A 22,245-nucleotide genomic window follows, 5' to 3' on the forward strand; every position below is an offset into this window, starting at 1 on the left:
TCAGAGCTTGCCGGCGAGGTAGCGCGTCAGCGTGGCGCGCGTGCCATTGGCCCAGAGCACGTTGAGCGCGTGGGCGAAGGCCTCGACGAAGCCGGCGGCGCGGCCGACGTCGCCATAGATATCGTCCATCGCAAGCCACGCGGCGGGCGCGTCCTTTGCCGCCTTTGCCGTTGCCTTCAGCCGGTCCCAGCTCGGGTCGTTGGGCTCGATGACGGCGCCGCTGTCCGTCGTACCGAAGCAGTAGCGGCACCAAAGGGCCGATTCCAGCGCCAGTCCGGCAACGCCTTTGCCGGCCTTCAGCCGGTCGGCGATGGTCGGGATGATGAATTTCGGCTGGCGATTGGACCCGTCGAGGCAGAGCCGGCGCACCGTGTCGCCGATCTTGGGATTGGAGAAGCGCTTCTCGATGAGCTGGTAATAGTCTTCCAGCACCGTGTCCGGCACCGGCGGCACCGTCGGGATGATCTCGTCGTGCTCGAGCTTGTCGAGGAACCCGCGCACCAGCGGCTCCTCCATCGCCTCATGGACGAAGTGGATGTCCATCAGCCCAGCCGGATAGGCTATCGTGGCATGGCCACCATTGAGGATGCGGATCTTCATCAGCTCATAAGGGGCGACGTCCTTGACGAACTGCACGCCGACCTTTTCCAACGGCGGGCGGCCATCGGTGAAATGGTCTTCCAGCACCCATTGCCGGAACGGCTCGCAGAACACCGGCCAGTTGTCCTCGATGCCAAAATCGTCGGCGAGGATCTTGCGCTCGCGGTCGCTGGTGGCCGGCGTGATGCGGTCGACCATGGCGTTCGGGAAGGCGACCGTCTCGCTGACCCAGCTCGCCAGATCCTCGTCGATCAGGCGGGCAAGGCCGATAACACCATCCGACGTGACATGGCCGTTGTGGGGAATGTTGTCGCAGGACATCACGGTGAACGGCACGATACCATCCTGGCGGCGTCGCACCAGCCCGGCCAGGATAATGCCGAACACAGTCTTCGGTGTGGCGCCCGGCTGCGCGTCGGCGACGATGTCGGGATGGGTCGGGTTGAAGACGCCGGAGGCCGGGTCGATGAAATAGCCGCCTTCGGTGATGGTCAGCGAAACGATCCTGATCGCCGGATCAGCCAGCCGATCGATGATGGCGGCGGCATCTCCCGGCATCAGGAAATCGATCATCGCGCCGGTGACGCGGGCGCTCATATGGCCCTCGTCCTGCTCGACCACTGTGGTCAGCCAATCCTGCTCTTCAAGCTTGCCGCGGCCGATCTTCTCGCCGTCGAACACGCCGGCGCCGACCAGCGCCCAATCATGACCGATGCCCTGACCGAACAGGTCGTCGAGATAGACGGCCTGGTGCGAGCGGTGAAAATTGCCGACACCGAAATGCACGATGCCGGCTTTCAGCGCCGAGCGGTCATAGTTCGGACCTGCGACCTTGGGCGGAAGCCTGACGAGGCTCGAGGACGAAAGTTTCACGGTCATCTGCTTTACCCTTTGGCCGATTTGCCGCCCGACTGTTTCGCCTCCTTCGGGAGGGCGAGGATGAGGGGCCGCACCTGGTGTTCCAGCATGCGGCCCCTCACCCGCCCCCGCGGCGCCTTCTCCGGAGGAAAGAAAGAGGCGCCGTCCCCCTCAAATCGTTCTTTTCAACTCATCCATTGGCCGCCATCGACATTGTAGGTCTGGGCGACGATGTATTCGGCCTCGTCACTGGCGAGGAACACGGCCATGCCGGCGAGGTCTTCCGGCTTGCCCATGCGGCCGTAAGGCACGCCTTCGCCGACCAGCCGCTTTTTCTCGCCCTTCGGCCGGTTCTCGTATTTGGCGAACAAGGCATCGACCTCGTCCCACATGTCGCTGTCGACGACGCCGGGCGCGATGCCGTTGACGTTGATGCGGTGCCTGATCAGATCGAGCCCGGCCGACTGGGTCAGCGAGATGACCGCGGCCTTGGTGGCGCAATAGACCGCGACCAGCGGCTCGCCTCGTCGCCCGGCCTGGCTTGCCATGTTGATGATCCTGCCGCCCTTGCCCCGCGCGATCATCGACCGGGCGGCTGCCTGCAGCATGAACAGCGTGCCTGCGACATTGACGGAGAAAAGCTTTTCATAGCTCGCCCGAGATATCTCCACGATCGGGGCCAGGTCGAACAAAGCGGCGTTGTTGATCAGGATGTCGAGACCGCCCGCCTTGTCCTCCACCGCCTTCACCGCCGCATCGATGGAGGCCTGGTCGGTGACGTCGAGTTTCACGGCATAGGCGTTGTCGCCGATCGCGGCGGCCGTCTTCTGCGCTGCTTCAAGGTTGATATCGGCAATCGCGACAGTGGCGCCCTCGCGCACATAGGCTTCGGCGAAAGCCCTGCCGATGCCTCGCGCCGATCCCGTGATCAGCGCCGATTTGCCTTGCAGCCTCACTGTCCCATCCTCACCGGCCCATCCTCACTGGCCCACCCTCACTGGGCCATCGCCTTGCCGTCAGCGCCGAAGCGATGCAGCTTGGCCTTGTCAGGGGTGAGATAGATCGTGTCGCCATGGCGGACCGCCAGTTCGCCGTCGGCGCGCACCGTCAGCGGCCCGACGCCGTCGGCTTGAACGTGCAGGAACGTGTCGGAGCCCAGATGCTCGGCCACGCCGACCGTCGCCTTCCAGTCGCCCGCCGTGGTCGATATCTGCATATGTTCGGGCCGGATGCCGATGGTCTTGGCGGTGTATTTGCCAGCCGGCGCGCCTTCGATCAGGTTCATCTTGGGCGAGCCGATGAAGCCGGCGACGAACAGGTTCTTCGGCGTCTTGTAGAGTTCCATCGGCGAGCCAACCTGCTCGATATTGCCGGCGTTGAGCACGACGATCTTGTCAGCCATGGTCATCGCCTCGACCTGATCGTGGGTGACGTAGATCATCGTGGTTTTCAGCTGATGGTGCAGTTCGCTGATCTCCAGCCGCATGGTGCCGCGCAGTGCCGCGTCGAGGTTGGACAGCGGTTCGTCGAACAGGAAGGCCGAGGGCTGGCGCACAATGGCGCGGCCGATGGCGACGCGCTGGCGCTGGCCGCCGGAGAGCTGGCCGGGGCGGCGTTCGAGGTAGTTGGTAAGGTTGAGCACGCGCGCCGCGTCCTTCACCTTCCTGTCGATGGTCGCCTGGTCCTCGCCCGCCATCTTCAGCGGGAAAGCGATGTTCTTGGCCACCGTCATATGCGGGTAGAGCGCGTAGGACTGGAACACCATGGCAAGCTTGCGCTTGGCCGGCGCCTCGCCGGTGACGTCGCGGCCATCGATGTTGATGGTGCCGCCGCTGGTGTCCTCAAGGCCAGCGATCAGCCTGAGCAGCGTGGACTTGCCGCAACCCGACGGGCCGACGAAGACGACGAACTCGCCGTTTTCGATCACCAGGTCGAGGCCGGGGATGATGGACGTCGAACCAAAGGACTTGGAGACGTTCTTGAGCGTGATGTTTCCCATGGTTTCCTCCCCGAGGGCTGTTTTTCGCCGATTGCTTCAGGCAATTTCCGTCACTTCACCGCGCCAAATGTCAGGCCGCGCACCAGCTGCTTCTGGCTGAACCAGCCCATGATCAGGATCGGCGCGATGGCGAGGGTCGAGGCGGCCGAAAGCTTGGCCCAGAACAGGCCTTGCGGGCTGGAGAAGGAGCTGATGAAGGCGGTGAGTGGGGCGGCTTCCGTGGTGGTCAGCCGGATCGTCCAGAACGCCTCGTTCCAGGCCAGGATGATGTTGAGCAGCATGGTCGAAGCAATGCCCGGCACCGCCATCGGCGTCAGCACGTACCAGATTTCACCCCACAAGGATGCGCCGTCCATACGCGAGGCTTCCAGGATTTCGCCTGGGATTTCGCGGAAGTAGGTGTAGAGCATCCACACCACGATCGGCAGGTTGATCAGCATCAGCATGATCATCAGGCCGATGCGCGAGTCGAGCAGGCCGAGATTGCGGAAGATCAGGTAGATCGGGAACAGCACGGCGACTGCCGGCATCATCTTGGTGGACAGCATCCACATCAATATGTCCTTGGTCCGCTTGGTCGGCGAAAACGCCATCGACCATGCCGCCGGAATGGCGACCAACAGCGCCAGGATGGTCGAGCCGACAGAAAGCAGCACCGAGTTCAGGAAGAACTTGAAGTAACCGCTCTGCGCCTGGACCTCGGCATAGCTCTCGAAAGTCCCGGACGGGATCAGGTTGAAGCCCTGGATTGCCTCCTGTTCCGACTTGAACGAGGTGATGATCGTATAGAGGATCGGAAAGAAGATCAGCAGCGCGACGGTCCAGGCGGCAATTGTCGCGATTGTCTTGTGCTGGGTGGTGACTGAGCGTGCCATCGTATCCTCCCTTACTTGTCCAGGTTCTTGCCGACGGCGCGCATGGCGAAGAAGGCGACGATGTTGGCGAGAATGACGGCGATCACACCGCCCGCGGATGCCTGGCCGATTTTGAATTCCAGCAACGCCTTCTGGTAGACGAGGAAGGGCAGGTTGGTGGAGGCGTATCCAGGGCCGCCATTGGTGGTGACCAGGATCTCGGCGTAGACCGAGAGCAGGAAGATCGTCTGGATCAGGATGACGACGGTGATCGCCCGCGACATGTGCGGCAGCGTCAGATAGATGAAGCGGCTGATGAAGCCGGCGCCGTCCATCTCGGCGGCTTCCTTCTGCTCGCCGTCGAGCGACTGCAGCGCGGTCAAGAGGATCAATGTCGCGAAAGGCAGCCACTGCCAGGCGACGATGATGATGATCGCCGTCATCGGATGCTGGCCGAACCAGTCGATCGGCTGTGCTCCGAAGAAGCGCGCTATGTCGGCGAACACGCCATATTGCGGGTGCATGATCATGTTCTTCCACACCAATGCGGCCACCGGCGGCATGACGAAGAACGGCGAGATGACGAGGATGCGCACGATCCCCTGGCCCCACATCGGCTGATCGATGAGCAACGCCAGCAGGATGCCGCCGATCACCGTGATCAGCAGCACGCTGACCACCAGGACAAGCGTGTTGAGGATCGACTGCAGGAAGGCCGGATTGGAATAGAACAGCGCGTAGTTGGATAAGCCGACGAACCCGTCGCGCATTGGGTTGAGCGGATTGTACTGCTGGAAGGAGAACCAGATCGTGATGACCAGCGGCACGATCATCCAGACGAACAGCAGCACCACGGAAGGCGCCATCATGAATCGGGCAAGCGAACGGGTCTGCTGAGTAGCCATGACGGTCACCCTTCAAGGATCAGGCTGAATTTTCACAGGCTCTGGAAAGGCGGCCGCCCGAACTGGGTTTCGGGCGGCCGGTGCCGGTCGAGGAGGTGACCGGCGTTCGGCACCGGGAGGAGCCTTACTTGATGTAGCCGCCCTCGGTCATCGCCGCGGTGGAGGCGTCCTGGGCCTGCTTCAGCGCATCGTCGACGCTCGACTGGCCGGCAAGAGCCGCCGAGAAGAGCTGGCCGACGGTGGTGCCAAGGCCCTGGAATTCAGGGATGGCGACAAACTGCACGCCGACATAAGGCACCGGCTTGACGGTCGGATGCGTCGGGTCGGCGGCATTGATGGAGTCCAGGGTCATCTTGGCGAACGGAGCCGCCTTCTGGTACTCGGGATTGGCGTAGAGCGAGGAACGCGTGCCCGGAGGCACGTTTGCCCAGCCTTCCTTCGACGCGACGAGCTCGGCATAGTGCTTGCTGGTCGCCCAGGACACGAACTTCTCGGCGGCGTCGGCCTTCTGCGTGCCGGCCGGGATCGCCAGCGACCACGCCCACAGCCAGTTGCCCCGCTTGCCCAAGCCATTATCCGGCGCCAGGGCATAGCCGACCTTGTCGGCGACGGTGGAGTTCTTCGGGTCGGAGACGAAGGAGGCGGCGACGGTGGCGTCGATCCACATGCCGCACTTGCCCTGCTGGAAGAGCGCCAGGTTCTCGTTGAAGCCGTTGGACGAGGCGCCCTCGGGACCGTCGGCCTTCATCAGGTCGACATAGAACTGCAGCGTCTTCTTCCATTCCGGCTGGTCGAACTGCGGCTTCCAGTTCTCGTCGAACCAGCGGGCGCCGAAGGAGTTCGACATGGCGGTCAGGAAAGCCATGTTCTCGCCCCAGCCGGCCTTGCCGCGCAGGCAGACGCCGTTCACGCCATTGGCGCGGTCGGTCATCTTGTCGGCCGCCTGCTTGATGAAATCCCAGGTCGGGGCGTCGGGCATTTTCAGCCCAGCCTTCTCCATCAGGTCCTTGCGGTACATGACGAAGGAGCTCTCGCCGTAGAAGGGCGCGGCATAGAGCTTGCCATCGACCGAAAGGCCGCCGGCGATGGCCGGGATGATGTCCTTGGCGTCATAGTCGTCGCCGAGCTTGTCGAGCGGCAGGAGCCAGCTCTGCTTGGCCCAGATCGGAACCTCGTAGGTGCCGATGGTCATCACGTCATACTGGCCACCCTTGGTGGCGATGTCGGTGGTGACGCGCTCGCGCAGCACGTTCTCTTCGAGCGTGACCCAGTTGAGCTGGATGTCCGGGTTAGCCTTGGTGAAGTCGTCGGTCAGCTTCTGCATGCGGACCATATCGCCATTGTTGACGGTGGCGATGGTGATGGATTCGGCGTGTGCGGCGAACGCAAGCGTGCTGGCCGACAACAAGCCCAGGGTGAGCGTGCGAAGTTTCATCAAATTCCTCCCATGAACCAAGTTGAGCATTTGCCTTGGCTGTGAGCAATTACTCACTTAGTCTTAACTATGTCAAGCCGGATTCGATGCTGCAGCGCAGCACACGGCCGGTGAATGGTACGGAGGTTCGGCGACAGGGCTCGGATTGCAGCCGTCTGGAGTCCAGGCAGCGGGGCCAAAGCCTCTCGAACGGGATGTCGTTTGTCGCCCCGGTCTGACGTCGGTTTATATGCCGGTCAGCAGGCGATCTCGGCCAGCAGCCAGTCGCGGAAGGCGCGGATCTTGGGCACGTTGCGGCGCGCCTCGGGGTAGACCAGCCAGTAGGCGTGCCCGTCGTCGCCGACCAGCTCGAATGGCTGGATCAGCCGGCCGTCGGCGAGTTCGGCCTTGAACAGCGCCCGGGTCAGGATCGCCACGCCATGGCCCGATATGGCCGCGTTGGCTTCATAGGCCTGCGCGCCCATGCTGCTGCCGGGCCGCCTGGCAAGGTCGTGGCTGTGCACGCCGGCGGCCTCGAACCATTGCGTCCACCAGATATCGCTGGGATCGAGGATCGGCAGCTTGAGCAGGTCGGCCGGTTCGTTGATGCCGCCGATGCTCGCAGCGAGCTTCGGGCTCAGCATGGGCGTGAAATCGGCATCGAGCAGCTTGTGGGCTTCCAGCCCCGGCCATTTGCCGCCGCCAGAACGAATGGCGAGGTCGACATCCTCGCGGGCGAAATCCGTCAGCCGGCTCGACGTGTCGAGCCGCACGGCAAGCGAGGGATGCGCGATCTGGAATGCGCCCAGATGGTGCGCCAGCCAGTTCGAGGCAAAAGTCAGCACCGTGGTGACGCACAACAACCCGTCCGCCCCGCCGCGCGCGGCGGCATAGGCCTGGCTAAGAATGGCAAAGGCCTCGCTGACCGCCGGCGCCAGGCGCTGGCCGGCTTCGGTCAGTTCGATCTGCCGCGGCCGGCGCAGGAACAGCGGAGCGCCGACGCGCTCCTCCAGCACCTTGATCTGATAGCTGACCGCCGCTTGCGTCATGGCGAGTTCGCCAGCGGCCTTGGTGAAGGAAAGATGCCGCGCCACCGCCTCGAACACCCGGACCGCCTGTAACGGCGGCAGCTGCGAAACCTGCGGCGCGCTGAGATCAGGCATAAAGCCTCCTTATGGATCGTTATCGACGTTCGATTGGCAAAAGCGGCCGGCAAGGCCGACATTCATCCTCAACCCGTCATTCGGGTTCAGGATAACGAAGGTTGACGATCATGACCATGGCGCAGCAAAAATGCACTCCCGCCCCCGATCATCGCTGGATTTCGTGGCTTGCGGACGGATTCGGCTGGTTCGCGACCCGAAAAAGGGCGCATCTCGACGTCAGGGACCTGTCACCGCATCTGCAGCGCGACCTCGGTTTCCTCGATGGCAACGACCCTTTCGGCCGGCACCAATAGCCTTGCTGGCTTTATCGCGAAGCCGTCAGATACTGGCCAGCAGGGCGGCCGCCGTCCGCTCGTCGGTGATGAGCCCGTTGACCAGCCGTCGGTTGACCGCCGCCAGGATGCCGGGCAGCTTGCGCTCGCCCATGGCGAGCGCGATCACCAGCGACTTCTCGCGCGACGGGAGCGCCGCCGACGACACCCGGTCATTGGTGATGCCGTCGATCATGCGGCCCTCGCGATCGAACACCCAGCCAACGATTTCAGCGACGCCGCCGGCCTTCTGCAAGGCTTTCAGTTCGCTTTCGGAAATGAAGCCATCCTCGTAGAGCGGCGCCTTCGGGCCGAGGTCGCCGATACCGATGAAGGTGACGTCGGCCTCCGCCGCAAGCACCAGTGTCGGCTGGATCATCGGCTGGTTGAGCAGCATCTCGCGCTCCTGCGGCGAAGAGGCGATGACCGGCAGCGGCATCGGGAAGGACCGCGCCTTGACCCTGTCGGCCATGGTGAAGATGACGTTGTAGAAAGCGGCCGAGCCATCTGGCGAGATGTTGCCGGTCAAGGACACCACCTTGTGCTGCGGGCATTCCATCGGTGGTAATTGTTCGATCGCCGCCTTCAGCGTCCGTCCGGTGCCGATGCCCATGACGATCGGCGTCGGCGACCGCAGCCGCCGCTCGATCTCGGCGGCCGCCGCTTCGGCGATGCCGATGGTGGTGGAGGATGAATTGGGGTCGCTCGGCACCACCTCGACCAGGTCGAGCGCGAAGCGCGATTTCAGCCGTGCCGCGAGATCAAGGCAGTTGGCGATCGGATGATCGACGCGGACCTTGATCAGGCCTTCCGACACCGCCAGCGACACCAGACGCTGCGCCGTCTGCCTCGATATGCCGAGCGTAGCGGCGATCTGGTCCTGTGTGTTGCCGGCAACATAATAGAGCCAGCCGGCGCGCGCCGCGTCGTCCAGCCTGTTGCTGCCGCCATCCTGCCGGGTATTCACGTCCTGCCTCCCGAAACCGCCGATCATCAGGCGGTCGTATCAGTTTCGCAGGGAATGACCGCCTGCGCAATTGTCAATCTAAAGAGCAAATGCTTGCGCCGAAGCAGCGGTGATTTCTCCGCAAACATCCTGTCGGAGAAAGCGTCGCGGGTCCGTTTCCCCATCTGAAGGCATGTTCAATGGCCGCCAAAGGTTTATCTCGCGGCGCAAACCCTTTAAGGGATCGAAAAAAGGAGCGCTGCATGACACCGAAGGCGGTTTTCTGGGACATGGACGGGACGCTGGTCGACAGCGAACCGCTGCATGAGGCAGCCCTCATCGCAGCGATGCGCAATGCCGGCCTCACGCCTCCGGCCGATCTGCACGAACGCGTGCTCGGCGTCGCCGCCTGGCCGGTCTACGAAATGATGCGCGACGAGTTCGGGCTGCAACTGCCCTTCGACGAATGGATCGTTCACAAATATGAGCATTACCTGCCGCTGGTCGAGGGGCTGAAGCCGCGCCCAGGCGCCATCGAGGTCTTCAAGGAGTTGCGCGCGCTCGGGGTGCAGCAGGCGGTGGTCTCAAACTCGGATCGGATGATCGTCGACGCCAATCTGCATATGGTCGGGCTGACCTACCCCGGCATGAAGACGATCAGCCGCAACGATGTGCGGGAGGGCAAGCCGCACGCGGAGCCTTTCCTTCGCGCCGCCTATCTGGCAGACGTCGATCCCGCGCACGCCGTCGCGGTCGACGACAGCTGGCCGGGCGCCATGGCGGGCCTGGCGGCGGGAATGAAGACGATCTTCTGGCCTGAAAAGCCGATGGAAGGACCGCCCGGCGCCATTGTCATCAACAGCGCCGGGGAATTGCGGGCTCAGCTCGGACTGTAGCGTTCAGTTCCGGTACACCGGCTCCTGCTCGTCGAGGATCGCCTTCAACTCGGCGAGATGACGTTCGGCCTGGCCGGGATAGTTGTCCATCTCGCTCGCCGCCTTCTCGGCGATCGGGTCGGACAGGGTGCGCAGCGGCCGGCCCGTCCACAGGGCCTTGATGTAGGTCTCGGCGGCACGCTCGAAATAGAACATGCGGTTGAAGGCGTCGGCGACGGTGTCGCCGATGACCAGCACGCCATGGTTGCCCATCACCATCACCTTGACCTTGGGGTCGGCGAGAAGCTGCGAGCAGCGCTCGCCCTCTTCCTCGAAGGCCAGTCCGCCATAATGGGCGTCGACGACGTGACGGTTGAAGAACATCGCCGAATTCTGGTCGATCGGCGGCAGCGTCGAGTCGGCAAGCGAGGCCAGTACGGTGGCGTGGATCGAATGGACGTGCATGACGCAGCGCGCGTGCGGCACGTTGCGATGGACGGCGCCGTGCAGGCCCCATGCCGTGGGGTCGGGTGCATTCGGCCCGGAAAGCGTCTCGGGGTCGTTGGCGTCGATCTCGATCAGGTCGCTGGCCTTGATGCGCGAGAAATGCACCTGGTTCGGGTTCATCAGGAACTTGGTGCCGTCGTCGTTGACCGCCAGCGAGAAATGGTTGGCCACCGCCTCATGCATGTTGAGCCGCGCCGTCCAGCGGAAGGCGCAGGCGAGATCGACGCGCTCTTCGTAGAAGGGCAGGTTGGTGAGCGTTTCCTTCTGCAGGCGGGCGATGCTCATCGAAAAGATCCTCCAGTTTGGCCCAGAATGCCGCGCGCCGCTGGTGCCCGCAACCGCTTTCGCTTGGTGCAGAAGGCCAGTTATGCCGCGGTGCTTGCGGCGCCAACGGTTCGCAGTCCGCCGTGCTCGACGATGAAATCGATCACTTCCCGCAGGCCCTTGCCGCGCGAAAGATCGGTGAAGCCGAACGGTCGCTTGCCGCGCATGCGGCCGGCGTCGCTCTCCATGACATCGAGATTGACGTTCACATAGGGCGCCAGATCGCTTTTGTTGATGACCAGGAAATCGGACCGCGTGATCGCCGGGCCGCCTTTGCGCGGGATTTCTTCGCCCTGGCACACCGAGATGACGTAGAGCGTGAGATCCGCAAGGTCCGGCGAGAAAGTGGCGGCAAGGTTGTCGCCACCGGATTCGATGAAGATGATGTCGAGGTCGGGAAACTTGCGGTTGAGCTCGGCGATCGCCTGCAGATTGATCGAGGCATCCTCGCGGATGGCGGTGTGCGGGCAGCCGCCGGTCTCGACGCCAACGATGCGATCCTCCGGCAGCGCCTGCAGCCGGGCCAGCATCATGGCGTCCTCCCTGGTGTAGATGTCGTTGGTGACGACGGCGATGGAGAACTCGTCGCGCAGCGCCTTGCAGAGTTTTTCGGTGAGCGTCGTCTTGCCGGAACCGACGGGGCCGCCAATGCCGATACGAAGGGGGCCGTTGGGTTGTGTCATGTCGGAAACTCCGTGATGGCAAGGACTGCGAAGCCGAGCCCGATCAACAGGCAGAGCGGCGAATAGAAACTGGAATCGAGCCGAGCGAAAGGCTGTTGCGGCGCCAGCCGGCGCCACCAGGGCGTGAAACCGGCAATGCCGCGCCCCAGGAACACCAGTCCGATCAGCATCGCGGTGGCCGCGAGGCCCTGCTTGGGAAACGGCGAGGCAAAGAAACCGATGAGCGCCAGCGGCCACAGCGTTGCCAGGCCGAGGCAGGCGGCAACGGCGAAACTGGCGAACGGCGTCGGCATTTCGTTGACGCCGCGAAAGCCGACGACAGCGTGGGCGCAGGACGCCGCGTCCCTGCCCGGCCAGACGCCGCCTATGCCCCAATAGACATGCAGTGCCGTGATCAGCAGCAGGACGAAGGAGAGGACGAAGGCGAGGAGGATCATGAGCGGAACAATCGCGAATACTGGGTTTCGTGCTTCATCGCCATGACGTCGGAGACGAAGGCGCAGCCGCCGAGGTCGTCCAATGTCGAGCGGGACGCGCGGGCAGCGGTCGAGAGCGCCAGCGGCTCGAAACCCGCGAGCAGCGTCGTCGCCTCGTTCTGGCCGATCATGCCGAGCCGGATCGCGGCCTGGACGAGGTTGGAGAAGAAGGCTTGCAGGAAGGCGGACAGCGCGTCGTGCAGCGCAATGCCATTGCCGCCGGCCACGGCTCCGACGGCGACGCAGTAGGCGCAATCGGCCGGCAAGCGCTCCAGCACGGCAGTGGGCCAGGCGGCGGCTGCTTTGAGGAAGGCCGCGCCTTGCAGCATGGTCTCGGCGTGGCGTTCGCGCGAGCCGGCCAGTGCCTCGGCCAGTGCGACAACCTCGGCCAGATCGCCACCTTTACGGGCGCGGCGCCAGCTTTCGGCGAACAGCACGGCATCGTTCCAGCCCGAGCCCATCTCGACCAGCGCCTCCAGCCAGCCGGCAAGGCCGGCGGCATTGGTCACCAGCCCATCATGCACCGCGCGCTCGAGGCCATGGCTGTAGGCAAAGCCGCCGACCGGAAAGGCCGGCGACAGCCACGCCATCAGCCGCAGCAGGGCGATGCCGGACGGCTGGTCAGTCATGATCATGGTGGTGATCGTGCGAATGCGCGTGGCTGTGCGCATGCGCTTCGCTATGGCTGTGCGCATGCGCATGCGCATGGCCGTGATCATGCCCGCCGGAATAGGCGCCGCGCACCGGCTTGAACGGCTGGGAGACGTCGCGCACCGTGGCGCCTAGCCCCTCCAGCATGGCCTTGATGACATGGTCGCGCAGGATGAGGATGCGGTCTGCCTCGATGCCTGCGGCGAGATGGCGGTTGCCGATATGCCAGGCGAGTTCGGCGAGATGCACGGCGTCGCGGGCGCGGATGTCATAGACCTCTTCGGGCGCCGCGATGATCTCGATGTGGCCGCCATCCTCCAGCACCAGGCGGTCGCCATCGTTCAGGGCGACAGGCTCGGGCAGGTCGACCAGCACCTTGCCGCCGTCGGCAAGTTCGATGGCGCGACGGCGCAGATGCCGCTCGTCATGGGCGAGAACGGCACGGCCGGACGGCGCGGTGGTCGCGGCCGCGCCGGCGGGCAATACGGAGACGGCGCGCGGGAATTTGGTGAAGTCGGTGTTGAGGTTGAGCTTCATTTCATGGAACCTCCATCAGAGCGCCGCGCGTCCCCTTGGACGCGCAAAGGATGCTCTAACATGTTTGAACCTATGCATCGTGCTTTCCGAAAATCGATTCCGATTTTCGGACCGATGCATTGGCTTGCGCCCGGGTCCGGGCTGGCCGCGCCAGAACGCGATCGAAATAGGCATTGACGCGCTCGGAGTCGATCGGGAAACGGCCGGCACGCGCCCAGCCGCCCATGTCGCCGAGCAGAACGTCGACGGCGGAAAACCGGTCGCCGAGCGCGAAGGGCTTGTCGCCGAGCCGGCGCTCCAGCGCCTTGACCTCCGCGGCGAAGTCAAAGGCCGCGGCAGGACCGACATCGACCCGCACTTCCCTGGGCAGGAGGAAACGGTAGCGCAATTTGTTCCACAGCGGCGCCTCGAACTCGCTCTGGGCAAAATGCATCCAGGAATCCATTTCGGCGCGGCCTGCGAGACCGGGATTGGCGCCCATGCCTTTATCGGCGTGCTTGTCGGCGAGATAGACGCAGATCGCCGCCGAATCCGTCACCGTCAATTCACCGTCTATGAGGATCGGCACCTTGCCCGAGGGATTGAGCGCATAGGCTTCGGGCGAGCGCAGCTTGACCTCGACGAACTCATAGGGCTGGCCGAGTTCCTCCAGCATCCAGAGGACGCGACTGACCCGGGATCCGCGCGATCCGACGGCCTTGTACATCGTTGAACCCTGCCTTTCCCGAGCAGCCTAGTGCATCCGCGGCCGTCATACGATCGTGTCGAAGAGCCGCAGGATGAACGATATCTGGTAGATCAGCGCCGCCGCGACGAAGGCGATGTGGAACCGGCGGTCGCGCACCAGGATCGCGACGACGCACAGCACGACGAAGACCGGCGTGCGGAACAGATACTCGCTGCCGAAGCGGGCGAAATGCTCAGGCCCCTTCAGCAAAGTGTCGACCACGTCGAGCAGGTAGGTCGCCGCCAGCAGGCCGAAGAACCAGGCGCGGCGCGAATAGAAGAAATCCTCGTAGCTGGTGTAGTCCAGCATCGAATCCGGAAACAGCAGCGCGCAGAGCAGGAACAGGGTGATCGCGTAGAAAATGATGAACAGGTACTTGCCGAAGGTCCAGGTTTCGATGGTGTAGAGGCCGAACTCCCACCACCAGAAATGCACCAGCATCAACAGCACCGAGGCGACCCAGGCCAGATGCACGGGGTAGAGACGGTATTGGCCGGGATGCTGCACAATGCGCGCCACCCCCGACAGCAGGCGCGCGACGCCAAGCCCGATCACCATGCCCATGACGATGCGAATATGCGGGAAAATGTCGTGGGCGGAGGCTATTTGCTGGTCCATAGGTAGCTAATAATGCTCTCGATGCTATGAAAAAGCTCTAGCGGACCACGTGGTGCTATTCGCGAATAAGCTGATCCGATGACCACGGCGTGCCGGGAAAATAGTCATGGTCGAGAATTTCCCTGATCGAATACGGACAGTCCGCGGGGAAATTGCCCTCCCTCAGGCCGGTCTCGTCCGCCGCCTTCAATCTCGCTATTTTGAATTCTCGTCCGAGCCGCCGTCCCGGATAGGCTTTCAAGCTAGGGCTTTCATCGAGCAGATCTTCGATCTGAAATCGCTGCTCGCGGATGGTCAGCAACCATCCAGCTTTGCGCCTTTCGGCCTGAAATTCCCATTTGAGCAAATGCAGGAGCAAGGTGCCAAGTCTACTCGCAATTTCTCTTTTGTCGCTCCGCCCCAAGCTCTCGATCTCCTCCGCCAGGTTATCGCGATCGAGGTCTGAGAGGCGACCTTCGCGCAACAGCGCGCCTTGCTCGGCGCACCACTGAGCATAATCGGCCTCATAGGGCGTCAATTGCTGTTTTCGAAAAATCTTGTTCATTTAAGTGATATTGCTCTCAAAGCACGTAATTTCCAAGCCAGACGGAAAAGGTAGACCCTTATCCGAACCCTTCGGTGCAACATTCCGCTGCCGCAGTTGACGAAGCGCATGCGCTTTCATGGCAGTTCATTGCCCATTCATGAATTTCAGCGGAACGTCTCAAAACAGAAAGTACCTTTGCGCCATCGGCAGCACGGTCGCTGGCTCGCAGGTCAAGAGTTCGCCATCGGCGCGAACTTCGTAGGTTTCCGGATCGACCTCGATATGCGGCGTGGCGTCGTTGAGCACCATCGAGTGCTTGCCGATGCCGCCGCGCGTGTTTTCGACGGCGACGAACTGCTTGTCGACGCCGAGCCGGCCGTGCAAACCGGACTCGAGCGCGGCCTTCGAAACGAAGGTCACCGACGAATTGGTCCGGGCTTTGCCATAGGCGCCGAACATCGGCCGGTAGTGCATCGGCTGCGGCGTCGGGATCGAGGCGTTGGGGTCGCCCATCGGGGCGGCCGCGATCATGCCGCCGATCAGCACCATGTCCGGCTTGACGCCGAAGAAGGCCGGGTTCCACAGCACCAGATCGGCGCGTTTGCCGACCGCGATCGAGCCGATGTCCTTCGACAGGCCGTGCGCGATGGCCGGATTGATGGTGTATTTGGCGATGTAGCGGCGGACGCGGAAATTGTCGTTGTCGCCCGTCTCCTGAGGCAATGACCCGCGCTGACGCTTCATCTTGTCGGCCGTCTGCCAGGTGCGGATCGCCACCTCGCCGACCCGGCCCATGGCCTGGCTGTCCGACGAGATGATCGAGAAGGCGCCGATGTCGTGCAGGATGTCCTCGGCCGCGATGGTCTCCTTGCGGATGCGGCTTTCGGCAAAGGCGATGTCCTCGGGGATCGACGGCGACAGGTGGTGGCAGACCATCAGCATGTCGAGATGCTCGGCGAGCGTGTTGACTGTGTAGGGCCGCGTCGGGTTTGTCGAGGACGGGATGACGTTGGGCAGGCCGCAGACCTTGATGATATCAGGCGCATGGCCGCCACCGGCGCCCTCGGTGTGGAAGGCATGGATGGTGCGGCCCTTGATCGCCGCCACCGTGTTCTCGACAAAGCCGCTCTCGTTGAGCGTGTCGGTGTGGATCATCACCTGGACATCGTAATCGTCGGCCACCGACAGGCAGCAGTCGATCGCCGCCGGCGTCGTGCCCCAGTCCTCGTGCAGCTTGAGCGAGCAGGCGCCGCCCAGCACCATCTCCTCGAGCGCGGCCGGCAGCGAGGCATTGCCCTTGCCCGACAGGCCGATATTCATCGGGAAGGCGTCGAAGGACTGGATCATGCGTGCCATGTGCCACGGCCCCGGTGTGCAGGTCGTTGCCAGCGTGCCATGCGCCGGACCGGTCCCGCCGCCGAGCATGGTGGTGATGCCCGACATAAGCGCTTCCTCGATCTGCTGCGGGCAGATGAAGTGGATATGCGCGTCGAAGCCGCCCGGGGTCAGGATCTTGCCCTCGCCGGCGATAATTTCCGTGCCGGGGCCGATGATGATGGTGACGCCGTCCTGCGTTCCCGGATTGCCGGCCTTGCCGATGGCCGCGATGCGGCCATCCCTCAAACCTATATCGGCCTTGAAGATGCCGGCGCTGGCATCGATCACCAGCGCATTGGTGATGACGGTGTCGACCGCACCTTGGGCACGGGAAACCTGGCTCTGACCCATGCCGTCGCGAATGACCTTGCCGCCGCCGAATTTCACCTCCTCGCCATGGATGGTGAAATCCTTCTCGACCTCGATGAAGAGTTCGGTGTCGGCTAGCCGCACCTTGTCGCCGACCGTCGGGCCATACATCTGGGCGTAGGCGGCACGCGTTAGTCTGGCCATCAGCGGTTGCTCCCGAAATGCGGTGTTGGTGAAGCCGGGCTGCACATTGCCGCCCTCCATGGTCACGCAATGACCCGCTGGGCGACACCTTCCGGACCCATTTGGCGGTTGAGGTTGAAGGGTCACCCCAAAACGACCGTTTGCCAAATCGATGGAAGGAAAATCCATGCGCAAAACGACAATTCTTGCAGCCGCCGCCAGCCTGATGCTGGCGGGTGCCGCCAGCGCCCAGCAGCAGCCCGCGCAACAGCCCGCCCCGACTACGCCGGTTCCAGCCGCGCCCGGCGGTCAGCAGGCCGCGCCGGCGATCCAGAGCGTCAACGTGATCGACATTAGCGAGTTGCCGAAGGACACCCAGACGCAGGTCAACCAGGTCATCGCCCAGCGTGGCGATGCCGGCCTGCAGAAATTGCGCAGTTCGATCGATGCCACCCCCAAGGTGAAATCCGCCCTCCAGGCCAAGGGCATGACGTCGGCCCAGGTGGTCGCGGCCAGCATGGAGCCGAACGGCGCGCTGACCCTGATCACCAAGAAAGCCAGCTGATGAGCCGGCGCGGCGGGCCGGTATCCGGTCCGCCCACCGAACCGGAGAGGGAACCGTGACAGGGCTGGGGACGTTTCGTTTCAAAGGCCTTGAAGCAAACTGCGAAAGCGAACGATGACCCTCACCACCCTGCCCGATCCCCGATGCGATGCGCGATGGTTGCATGTCATTGCCGCGGCTGCGTTTCTGGCGGCGAGTGTCCCGCAGGCGGCGCTCAACGCGCAGGGCCTGGAAAGTCCCGAGACCGTCGACCGTATCGTCGGATCGCAAGTCAACCAGGAAGAAGCCAAGACGACCGCTGAAATCGGAAAAGTCAGTTCGGCGATCGACCGCACGCGCGAAAACATCAGCACGGTGCGTAAGACGTCCAAGCTCGACAAGGTCGATATCGTGTTCCTCACCGACGCGGCGCGCAGTGAAGGCGGCCCCCCGCCAGCCATCGAGAACAAGGTTCGGCAGCATCAGGACGATGTCACCGAGCTGCGCAAGGAGATCGAGGCCAACGCCCTGCTTTTCAATGCCCTTGATTCGCGGCGCGTCCTTGCACAGGACGTTCTCGCCGTGGAGTTCGACGATCCCGGAAAGATCGTTATCTATGCGGCCGCCAAGCCATCGGGCTGAGCCCCATGCAGCGCTTGCGCGCGCTGGCCTTGCCGGCCATGCATAAGAAGCCCTCACAGCTTGCCCATCACCTTCTGCTGGAAGCCATGGATTTCACGCTTGCCGCCAAGCGGCACCAGCGTGACGTCCCGTTCCTGCCCCGGCTCGAAACGCGTGGCGGTGCCGGCGGCGATGTCGAGGCGCATGCCGCGCGCCCGTTCACGATCGAATTTCAGCGCCTCATTGGTTTCGTAGAAATGATAGTGGCTGCCGACCTGGACCGGTCGGTCGCCACTGTTGGCCACTTTCAGGATGACGGTCGGCAGACCCTTGTTGAGCTCGATGTCGCCTTGAACGGGGATGATTTCGCCTGGGATCATGGGTCCTCACACGACGCCGAAGGCGAGGCCGATGCCGATCGCCGCGCAGGCGGCGCCCATGACGCGGGCCACGCCGCGGGACCTCATGCCGAGGCCAAGCCCGACGGCGATGCCGATGGCATGGAGCAGCACGGTGGCGACGGCAAAACCGGCCATATATTCGAGGCCGCCGGCATTTTCCGGCACTTCCGTGCCATGGGCATGGCCGTGCAACAGCGCGAACAGGCCGATGATGGCGACACCGGCCGAAACAGGCAGATCGACCGCCAGCGCCACCAGCAGGCCGAGCGCCACGACGGAGGCCAGTATACCCGGCTCGACGAAGGGCAGCGGCACATGGGCCATGCCCAGGGCCGCGCCACCCAGCATGACGCCGACGAACGCCGCCGGCCAGACCCAGATCGCCTTACCGCCCTTGAGGGCCGCCCACAGACCGACGGCGAGCATCACCGTCATATGGTCGAGGCCCGACAGCGGATGCGTGAAGCCGGTCATGGCGGAGGAGGTCGTGGCGATGCCGACATGGGCGTAGGCAGGCATCGCCGCCGCCACGAGCAGGATCGCCGAGAGGCACAGGCGTTTGACAGGGATCATCTTACTTGCCTTTCGTTTTGCGGTGTCACGCGGCCTTGCGGGGGCCGCAGCCCTCGGCCTTGAGCACGCGTTTGGTCGAAGCCGGATATTTCTCCAGCATCGCGGCGGGGCGGATCGGCCGGGCCGTAAAATTGCCGCAGCAGTTCGGGCAGACGCCGCCAAGCACGTTTTCGACGCAGCCGGCGCAGAAGGTGCACTCGAAGGTGCAGATCCGCGCATCCGTCGCTTCCGGCGGCAGATCCTTGTCACAGCATTCACAGTTCGGGCGCAGTTCAAGCATGTCTGTCTCTCCTCACCGGATCGGTTCGTGCACGGTCACCAGCTTGGTGCCGTCGGGAAACGTCGCTTCCACCTGTACGTCATGGATCATCTCGGCGATGCCTTCCATCACCTGCGCGCGGCTGACGACATGGGCCCCGGCCTCCATCAGCTCGGCCACCGGGCGGCCATCGCGGGCGCCCTCGACGACGAAATCGGTGATCAGCGCGATCGCTTCCGGATGATTGAGCTTGACGCCGCGCTCCAGCCGCTTGCGCGCCACGATCGCCGCCATGGCGATCAGCAGCTTGTCCTTTTCCCTTGGCGTCAGGTTCATGCGTCTTCCTGAAATGATGCGGACACAGTCACAGTGACCATAATTTGGGCAGCCCCGCTTTTCCGTTGAGCAATCCGACGAGCGGGACCAGCCGCTGGCGCAGCTGGTAGCCGTCCCCGGCGTAAAGCCTCGCAAGAAGCTTGCCAGATGTCTTCACGGTCCAGACGCTGGCGCCGCCCCGGTCGCCAATGATCTCCCTGGCCTGATCGAGCAGGGCTTCCGCGCGCGGCGACACCAGCAGCAGCGTAGCCACGGCGATCGCGCCATTTGCTATCGCCGGACGGGCCATGATGTCGGCGATATCAGGTCCGATGCGGAAATCCTCGGCGTGGATGAGGGTTCCTTCCCTGCGGATACGCCAGCGGTCGCGAAAAGTGCCCTGTGTGGCACGTTCGCCCATGGCCAGACGGCCGAAGACGGCCGCTTCCAGCACCAGCGCCTCGGCCCCCGCGGCAAGCTCGACGTCCAACGTACGGACAAACGCGGCGCGATCGAAGACGATGGTTTCCTGCGGCAGCCAGGCGATGCTGCCGTTATCTCCGACGGTCAGCCTGACCCGGACTTCGGCATGGTCCGATGCGGCGCGATAGACTTTTTCGCAGGCCTGGGTCGTTATCCCCGCGCTGGCATGCGGGCCGACATCGACATCCCAGCCGAGGCGGTCGCCGCCGGTCAGCCCGCCGGCGGTGTTGATCAGGACGGCCTCCAGCGGGCCGGCCGAAAAATACGGCAGCCTTATCTTGGCGGAGCCGTCCTGATAGAGGCGCCGCAGCCGCGTGCGGCCGTCAATGCTGGCGCAACCTAGCCGCGCCTTGCCCGCCGCGCGCTGGGCCAGCTGACCTGAAAACCTGGTATTTTCGATCGTATCCACGCCGTCAGGTTAAGCACTGTGGCGCTTTTGTCGACATATAGCTTGTTGCTTGATGGCGTTTCCGTTTCTATAGAGGGAACCACCTTGGTACGGTCAGGCGACGCTTGGCGGAGGGATAAGGCGAAGATCGCGGCCTGAGATCGAGGACAAGAAGGCGCCGTTCAGTTGGCGTCGGGAAACGACACAGTGGGGAAGAAACCGAATGGCTGACCAGCTGGCAGCGGACATCATCGAGAAGATCAAGGCCCATGCCGAGCCGGGCGGCGAGGAAATCACCACCACAACCGAATTGACGGCGCTCGGCATCCATTCGCTGGAGCTGACCGAGATCATCTTCGACCTCGAGGAGCAATATGGCATCGAGATCGAGATGAACACGGTCGACGCCTGGAGCAACCTGAAGAACGTCGGCGACATGGTCGAGGCCGTTCGCGCGCTGATCGCGAAAAAAGCCTGACCGAATGCTGAAGCGCGTCGTCATTACCGGCATCGGTGGACTGTGCGGATTGGGCACCGATGCGCAGGCAATCTGGGCCGAGATGCGGGCCGGCCGGTCGGCGATTGGCCCGATCGACAACCCCTTCCTGCACGACCTGAAGGTCAAGACCGGCTGCGAAATCAAAGCCCTGCCGGATCACGGCATCGAGCGCAAGCAACTGGTGTCGATGGATCGCTTCAGCCTGCTGGCGGTGCTCGCGGCGAAAGAAGCCATGCGGCAGTCCGGATTGGTCCCGCATGCGGACAACACCTATCGGATGGGAACCATTGTCGGTGTTGGCGTCTGCGGCTTCGAGACCGTCGAGGAGAATTATCGCGCCATCCTGCTCGAGGGCAAGAATCGCGCCGGTATCTTCACCGTTCCAAGAGTGATGCCGGGCGCCGCCGCCGGTCAGGTCAGCATGCATCTGGGTTTGCGCGGACCGGTGTTCGGCGTCACTTCGGCCTGTTCGTCGGCCAATCATGCCATCGCATCGGCGGTCGACCAGATCAGGCTCGGGCGCGCCGACGTGATGGTGGCCGGGGGCACCGATGCGCCGCTCGTGTGGGGCGTGCTGAAGGGCTGGGAGGCGCTGCGTGTGCTTTCGCCCGACACATGCAGGCCGTTCTCGGCCGACCGCCAGGGGCTGGTGCTGGGCGAAGGCGCCGGCATGGCGGTTCTGGAAAGCTACGATCATGCGATGGCACGCGGCGCCACCATTTTGGCTGAAATCGCCGGCGCCGGCCTTTCGGCCGATGCCTCCGATATCGTCGCGCCGACCGTCGAGGGGCCGGAAGCGGCGATGCGCTTCTGCCTGGCGGATGCCGGGCTCAATCCCGAAGACATCGACTACCTTAACGCGCACGGCACCGGCACCAAGGCCAACGACCAGATCGAAACCCTCGCGATCAAGCGCGTCTTCGGCGACCATGCGCGCGCGCTATCCGTCTCCTCGACCAAGTCGATGCACGCGCATTGCCTCGGCGCTTCGGGCGGGCTGGAGATGATCGCCTGCGTCATGGCGATCCGCGAAGGCGTCGTGCCGCCAACGGCCAATTACCGCGAGGCCGATCCCGACTGCGATCTCGACGTGACGCCGAATGTCGCGCGCGAGCGCAAGGTGCGCGCCGCCATCAGCAATGGCTTTGCCTTTGGCGGCACCAATGCGGTGCTGGCCTTCAAGGCAATCTGATCCCGGGCGGTTACTACCTGGCCGCGCGGTCACCACTGTTCGCGCGGTGCGAATTGGGTGACTGTCCGTGCGTGGCGAAAGCGTCGCCGCCATATTGATCCGGCCTCGCCGCAGCCCTAATTCT

At 63.7% G+C, this 22,245-nt stretch carries 28 protein-coding genes; 6 read left to right on the forward strand and 22 right to left on the reverse strand.

What is annotated here, in order from left to right:
* The 7 genes from LB554_RS08900 to gcvA form a co-directional block, all read right to left on the reverse strand.
* Positions 1 to 1,479 (reverse strand): mannitol dehydrogenase family protein, encoded by a 1,479-nt coding sequence (locus LB554_RS08900; protein WP_224584158.1) that lies wholly within the window; start codon positions 1,477 to 1,479, stop codon positions 1 to 3.
* Between the two features lie 164 nt (positions 1,480 to 1,643).
* Complete coding sequence (locus tag LB554_RS08905; protein ID WP_224584159.1) at positions 1,644 to 2,414, reverse strand: L-iditol 2-dehydrogenase; 771 nt, start codon at positions 2,412 to 2,414, stop codon at positions 1,644 to 1,646.
* Positions 2,415 to 2,452: 38 nt separating this feature from the next.
* Entirely contained in the window at positions 2,453 to 3,457 is a 1,005-nt protein-coding gene (locus tag LB554_RS08910; RefSeq protein ID WP_015314488.1) for an ABC transporter ATP-binding protein, read from the reverse strand.
* Between the two features lie 50 nt (positions 3,458 to 3,507).
* A complete protein-coding gene (locus LB554_RS08915) occupies positions 3,508 to 4,332 on the reverse strand; it encodes a carbohydrate ABC transporter permease (RefSeq protein WP_015314489.1) in 825 nt (274 codons plus the stop codon).
* An 11-nt stretch (positions 4,333 to 4,343) separates the two neighbouring features.
* Complete coding sequence (locus LB554_RS08920; protein WP_015314490.1) at positions 4,344 to 5,216, reverse strand: carbohydrate ABC transporter permease; 873 nt, start codon at positions 5,214 to 5,216, stop codon at positions 4,344 to 4,346.
* Positions 5,217 to 5,340: 124 nt separating this feature from the next.
* Positions 5,341 to 6,651 carry an ABC transporter substrate-binding protein gene (locus LB554_RS08925; protein WP_015314491.1) on the reverse strand — a complete coding sequence of 437 codons (1,311 nt, stop codon included), beginning with the start codon at positions 6,649 to 6,651 and terminating at the stop codon, positions 5,341 to 5,343.
* A gap of 236 nt (positions 6,652 to 6,887) precedes the next feature.
* Positions 6,888 to 7,793 carry a transcriptional regulator GcvA gene (gene gcvA, locus LB554_RS08930; RefSeq protein ID WP_224584160.1) on the reverse strand — a complete coding sequence of 302 codons (906 nt, stop codon included), beginning with the start codon at positions 7,791 to 7,793 and terminating at the stop codon, positions 6,888 to 6,890.
* Positions 7,794 to 7,903: 110 nt separating this feature from the next.
* Between gcvA and LB554_RS08935 the strand changes: the two genes are divergently transcribed.
* Positions 7,904 to 8,089: a hypothetical protein gene (locus LB554_RS08935; protein WP_015314493.1), complete on the forward strand. Its 186-nt coding sequence runs from the start codon at positions 7,904 to 7,906 to the stop codon at positions 8,087 to 8,089.
* A gap of 25 nt (positions 8,090 to 8,114) precedes the next feature.
* On the opposite strand, the gene LB554_RS08940 is transcribed toward LB554_RS08935, so the two are convergent.
* Complete coding sequence (locus LB554_RS08940) at positions 8,115 to 9,074, reverse strand: sugar-binding transcriptional regulator (RefSeq protein WP_140615310.1); 960 nt, start codon at positions 9,072 to 9,074, stop codon at positions 8,115 to 8,117.
* Positions 9,075 to 9,316: 242 nt separating this feature from the next.
* Between LB554_RS08940 and LB554_RS08945 the strand changes: the two genes are divergently transcribed.
* Entirely contained in the window at positions 9,317 to 9,949 is a 633-nt protein-coding gene (locus tag LB554_RS08945; protein WP_224584161.1) for an HAD family hydrolase, read from the forward strand.
* Positions 9,950 to 9,952: 3 nt separating this feature from the next.
* Here LB554_RS08945 and LB554_RS08950 read toward each other — a convergent pair whose 3' ends face one another.
* The 9 genes from LB554_RS08950 to ureC all read right to left on the reverse strand — a co-directional run bounded on the left by LB554_RS08950 (position 9,953) and on the right by ureC (position 16,867).
* Positions 9,953 to 10,720, reverse strand: a complete 768-nt coding sequence (locus LB554_RS08950) for a class II aldolase and adducin N-terminal domain-containing protein (RefSeq protein ID WP_224584162.1) — start codon at positions 10,718 to 10,720, stop codon at positions 9,953 to 9,955.
* Positions 10,721 to 10,800: 80 nt separating this feature from the next.
* The gene (ureG, locus tag LB554_RS08955; protein ID WP_023772208.1) at positions 10,801 to 11,442 is read right to left on the reverse strand and encodes an urease accessory protein UreG; all 642 of its coding nucleotides are present in this window, start codon (positions 11,440 to 11,442) and stop codon (positions 10,801 to 10,803) included.
* Complete coding sequence (locus LB554_RS08960; RefSeq protein ID WP_140615316.1) at positions 11,439 to 11,879, reverse strand: DUF3995 domain-containing protein; 441 nt, start codon at positions 11,877 to 11,879, stop codon at positions 11,439 to 11,441. Before LB554_RS08960 ends, ureG begins: the two co-directional genes overlap by 4 nt.
* Positions 11,876 to 12,589 carry an urease accessory protein UreF gene (locus tag LB554_RS08965; RefSeq protein ID WP_411962620.1) on the reverse strand — a complete coding sequence of 238 codons (714 nt, stop codon included), beginning with the start codon at positions 12,587 to 12,589 and terminating at the stop codon, positions 11,876 to 11,878. Before LB554_RS08965 ends, LB554_RS08960 begins: the two co-directional genes overlap by 4 nt.
* Positions 12,540 to 13,106 carry an urease accessory protein UreE gene (ureE, locus tag LB554_RS08970; RefSeq protein WP_224584163.1) on the reverse strand — a complete coding sequence of 189 codons (567 nt, stop codon included), beginning with the start codon at positions 13,104 to 13,106 and terminating at the stop codon, positions 12,540 to 12,542. Before ureE ends, LB554_RS08965 begins: the two co-directional genes overlap by 50 nt.
* Positions 13,107 to 13,176: 70 nt before the next feature.
* Entirely contained in the window at positions 13,177 to 13,812 is a 636-nt protein-coding gene (locus LB554_RS08975; RefSeq protein WP_224584165.1) for a glutathione S-transferase family protein, read from the reverse strand.
* Positions 13,813 to 13,857: 45 nt separating this feature from the next.
* Positions 13,858 to 14,451: a hypothetical protein gene (locus LB554_RS08980; RefSeq protein WP_140711782.1), complete on the reverse strand. Its 594-nt coding sequence runs from the start codon at positions 14,449 to 14,451 to the stop codon at positions 13,858 to 13,860.
* A gap of 55 nt (positions 14,452 to 14,506) precedes the next feature.
* Positions 14,507 to 14,995: a DUF29 domain-containing protein gene (locus LB554_RS08985; RefSeq protein WP_140660193.1), complete on the reverse strand. Its 489-nt coding sequence runs from the start codon at positions 14,993 to 14,995 to the stop codon at positions 14,507 to 14,509.
* A 159-nt stretch (positions 14,996 to 15,154) separates the two neighbouring features.
* Positions 15,155 to 16,867, reverse strand: a complete 1,713-nt coding sequence (gene ureC, locus LB554_RS08990) for an urease subunit alpha (RefSeq protein ID WP_411962621.1) — start codon at positions 16,865 to 16,867, stop codon at positions 15,155 to 15,157.
* A 166-nt stretch (positions 16,868 to 17,033) separates the two neighbouring features.
* Here ureC and LB554_RS08995 point away from each other — a divergent pair, with 166 nt between their 5' ends.
* The gene (locus LB554_RS08995) at positions 17,034 to 17,411 is read left to right on the forward strand and encodes a hypothetical protein (protein ID WP_224584167.1); all 378 of its coding nucleotides are present in this window, start codon (positions 17,034 to 17,036) and stop codon (positions 17,409 to 17,411) included.
* Positions 17,412 to 17,525: 114 nt separating this feature from the next.
* Positions 17,526 to 18,032, forward strand: coding sequence for a hypothetical protein (locus tag LB554_RS09000; RefSeq protein WP_224584169.1), 507 nt, complete (start codon positions 17,526 to 17,528; stop codon positions 18,030 to 18,032).
* Positions 18,033 to 18,085: 53 nt separating this feature from the next.
* On the opposite strand, the gene LB554_RS09005 is transcribed toward LB554_RS09000, so the two are convergent.
* The 5 genes from LB554_RS09005 to LB554_RS09025 are packed head-to-tail and all read right to left on the reverse strand — an operon-like array spanning position 18,086 to position 20,451.
* Positions 18,086 to 18,391 carry an urease subunit beta gene (locus LB554_RS09005; protein ID WP_015314507.1) on the reverse strand — a complete coding sequence of 102 codons (306 nt, stop codon included), beginning with the start codon at positions 18,389 to 18,391 and terminating at the stop codon, positions 18,086 to 18,088.
* Between the two features lie 6 nt (positions 18,392 to 18,397).
* Positions 18,398 to 18,985: a HupE/UreJ family protein gene (locus tag LB554_RS09010; protein WP_224584171.1), complete on the reverse strand. Its 588-nt coding sequence runs from the start codon at positions 18,983 to 18,985 to the stop codon at positions 18,398 to 18,400.
* 25 nt (positions 18,986 to 19,010) lie between these two features.
* Positions 19,011 to 19,265, reverse strand: a complete 255-nt coding sequence (locus tag LB554_RS09015; protein ID WP_224584174.1) for a DUF1272 domain-containing protein — start codon at positions 19,263 to 19,265, stop codon at positions 19,011 to 19,013.
* A gap of 12 nt (positions 19,266 to 19,277) precedes the next feature.
* Positions 19,278 to 19,580 carry an urease subunit gamma gene (locus tag LB554_RS09020; RefSeq protein WP_015314510.1) on the reverse strand — a complete coding sequence of 101 codons (303 nt, stop codon included), beginning with the start codon at positions 19,578 to 19,580 and terminating at the stop codon, positions 19,278 to 19,280.
* 28 nt (positions 19,581 to 19,608) lie between these two features.
* Positions 19,609 to 20,451: an urease accessory protein UreD gene (locus LB554_RS09025; RefSeq protein ID WP_224584175.1), complete on the reverse strand. Its 843-nt coding sequence runs from the start codon at positions 20,449 to 20,451 to the stop codon at positions 19,609 to 19,611.
* Between the two features lie 202 nt (positions 20,452 to 20,653).
* On the opposite strand from LB554_RS09025, the gene LB554_RS09030 reads away from it, so the two are divergent.
* Positions 20,654 to 20,908 carry an acyl carrier protein gene (locus LB554_RS09030; RefSeq protein WP_015314512.1) on the forward strand — a complete coding sequence of 85 codons (255 nt, stop codon included), beginning with the start codon at positions 20,654 to 20,656 and terminating at the stop codon, positions 20,906 to 20,908.
* Between the two features lie 4 nt (positions 20,909 to 20,912).
* Complete coding sequence (locus LB554_RS09035) at positions 20,913 to 22,121, forward strand: beta-ketoacyl-[acyl-carrier-protein] synthase family protein (RefSeq protein ID WP_015314513.1); 1,209 nt, start codon at positions 20,913 to 20,915, stop codon at positions 22,119 to 22,121.
* Positions 22,122 to 22,245: the final 124 nt, after the last annotated feature.

Origin of the sequence: Mesorhizobium sp. CO1-1-11, from assembly GCF_020164995.1 — a bacterium.
Taxonomy (GTDB): Bacteria; Pseudomonadota; Alphaproteobacteria; order Rhizobiales; family Rhizobiaceae; genus Mesorhizobium; species Mesorhizobium australicum.

What these genes read in the sequence shown, in the direction of transcription:
- LB554_RS08900 (WP_224584158.1), bottom strand. Translation starts at nt 1,479, where the DNA reads ATGACCGTGAAACTTTCGTCCTCGAGCCTCGTCAGGCTTCCGCCCAAG.
- LB554_RS08910 (WP_015314488.1), bottom strand. Translation starts at nt 3,457, where the DNA reads ATGGGAAACATCACGCTCAAGAACGTCTCCAAGTCCTTTGGTTCGACG.
- LB554_RS08915 (WP_015314489.1), bottom strand. Translation starts at nt 4,332, where the DNA reads ATGGCACGCTCAGTCACCACCCAGCACAAGACAATCGCGACAATTGCC.
- LB554_RS08920 (WP_015314490.1), bottom strand. Translation starts at nt 5,216, where the DNA reads ATGGCTACTCAGCAGACCCGTTCGCTTGCCCGATTCATGATGGCGCCT.
- LB554_RS08925 (WP_015314491.1), bottom strand. Translation starts at nt 6,651, where the DNA reads ATGAAACTTCGCACGCTCACCCTGGGCTTGTTGTCGGCCAGCACGCTT.
- gcvA (WP_224584160.1), bottom strand. Translation starts at nt 7,793, where the DNA reads ATGCCTGATCTCAGCGCGCCGCAGGTTTCGCAGCTGCCGCCGTTACAG.
- LB554_RS08935 (WP_015314493.1), top strand. Translation starts at nt 7,904, where the DNA reads ATGACCATGGCGCAGCAAAAATGCACTCCCGCCCCCGATCATCGCTGG.
- LB554_RS08945 (WP_224584161.1), top strand. Translation starts at nt 9,317, where the DNA reads ATGACACCGAAGGCGGTTTTCTGGGACATGGACGGGACGCTGGTCGAC.
- LB554_RS08950 (WP_224584162.1), bottom strand. Translation starts at nt 10,720, where the DNA reads ATGAGCATCGCCCGCCTGCAGAAGGAAACGCTCACCAACCTGCCCTTC.
- ureG (WP_023772208.1), bottom strand. Translation starts at nt 11,442, where the DNA reads ATGACACAACCCAACGGCCCCCTTCGTATCGGCATTGGCGGCCCCGTC.
- LB554_RS08960 (WP_140615316.1), bottom strand. Translation starts at nt 11,879, where the DNA reads ATGATCCTCCTCGCCTTCGTCCTCTCCTTCGTCCTGCTGCTGATCACG.
- LB554_RS08965 (WP_411962620.1), bottom strand. Translation starts at nt 12,589, where the DNA reads ATGCGCACAGCCACGCGCATTCGCACGATCACCACCATGATCATGACT.
- ureE (WP_224584163.1), bottom strand. Translation starts at nt 13,106, where the DNA reads ATGAAGCTCAACCTCAACACCGACTTCACCAAATTCCCGCGCGCCGTC.
- LB554_RS08975 (WP_224584165.1), bottom strand. Translation starts at nt 13,812, where the DNA reads ATGTACAAGGCCGTCGGATCGCGCGGATCCCGGGTCAGTCGCGTCCTC.
- LB554_RS08980 (WP_140711782.1), bottom strand. Translation starts at nt 14,451, where the DNA reads ATGGACCAGCAAATAGCCTCCGCCCACGACATTTTCCCGCATATTCGC.
- LB554_RS08985 (WP_140660193.1), bottom strand. Translation starts at nt 14,995, where the DNA reads ATGAACAAGATTTTTCGAAAACAGCAATTGACGCCCTATGAGGCCGAT.
- ureC (WP_411962621.1), bottom strand. Translation starts at nt 16,867, where the DNA reads ATGGCCAGACTAACGCGTGCCGCCTACGCCCAGATGTATGGCCCGACG.
- LB554_RS08995 (WP_224584167.1), top strand. Translation starts at nt 17,034, where the DNA reads ATGCGCAAAACGACAATTCTTGCAGCCGCCGCCAGCCTGATGCTGGCG.
- LB554_RS09000 (WP_224584169.1), top strand. Translation starts at nt 17,526, where the DNA reads ATGACCCTCACCACCCTGCCCGATCCCCGATGCGATGCGCGATGGTTG.
- LB554_RS09005 (WP_015314507.1), bottom strand. Translation starts at nt 18,391, where the DNA reads ATGATCCCAGGCGAAATCATCCCCGTTCAAGGCGACATCGAGCTCAAC.
- LB554_RS09010 (WP_224584171.1), bottom strand. Translation starts at nt 18,985, where the DNA reads ATGATCCCTGTCAAACGCCTGTGCCTCTCGGCGATCCTGCTCGTGGCG.
- LB554_RS09015 (WP_224584174.1), bottom strand. Translation starts at nt 19,265, where the DNA reads ATGCTTGAACTGCGCCCGAACTGTGAATGCTGTGACAAGGATCTGCCG.
- LB554_RS09020 (WP_015314510.1), bottom strand. Translation starts at nt 19,580, where the DNA reads ATGAACCTGACGCCAAGGGAAAAGGACAAGCTGCTGATCGCCATGGCG.
- LB554_RS09030 (WP_015314512.1), top strand. Translation starts at nt 20,654, where the DNA reads ATGGCTGACCAGCTGGCAGCGGACATCATCGAGAAGATCAAGGCCCAT.
- LB554_RS09035 (WP_015314513.1), top strand. Translation starts at nt 20,913, where the DNA reads ATGCTGAAGCGCGTCGTCATTACCGGCATCGGTGGACTGTGCGGATTG.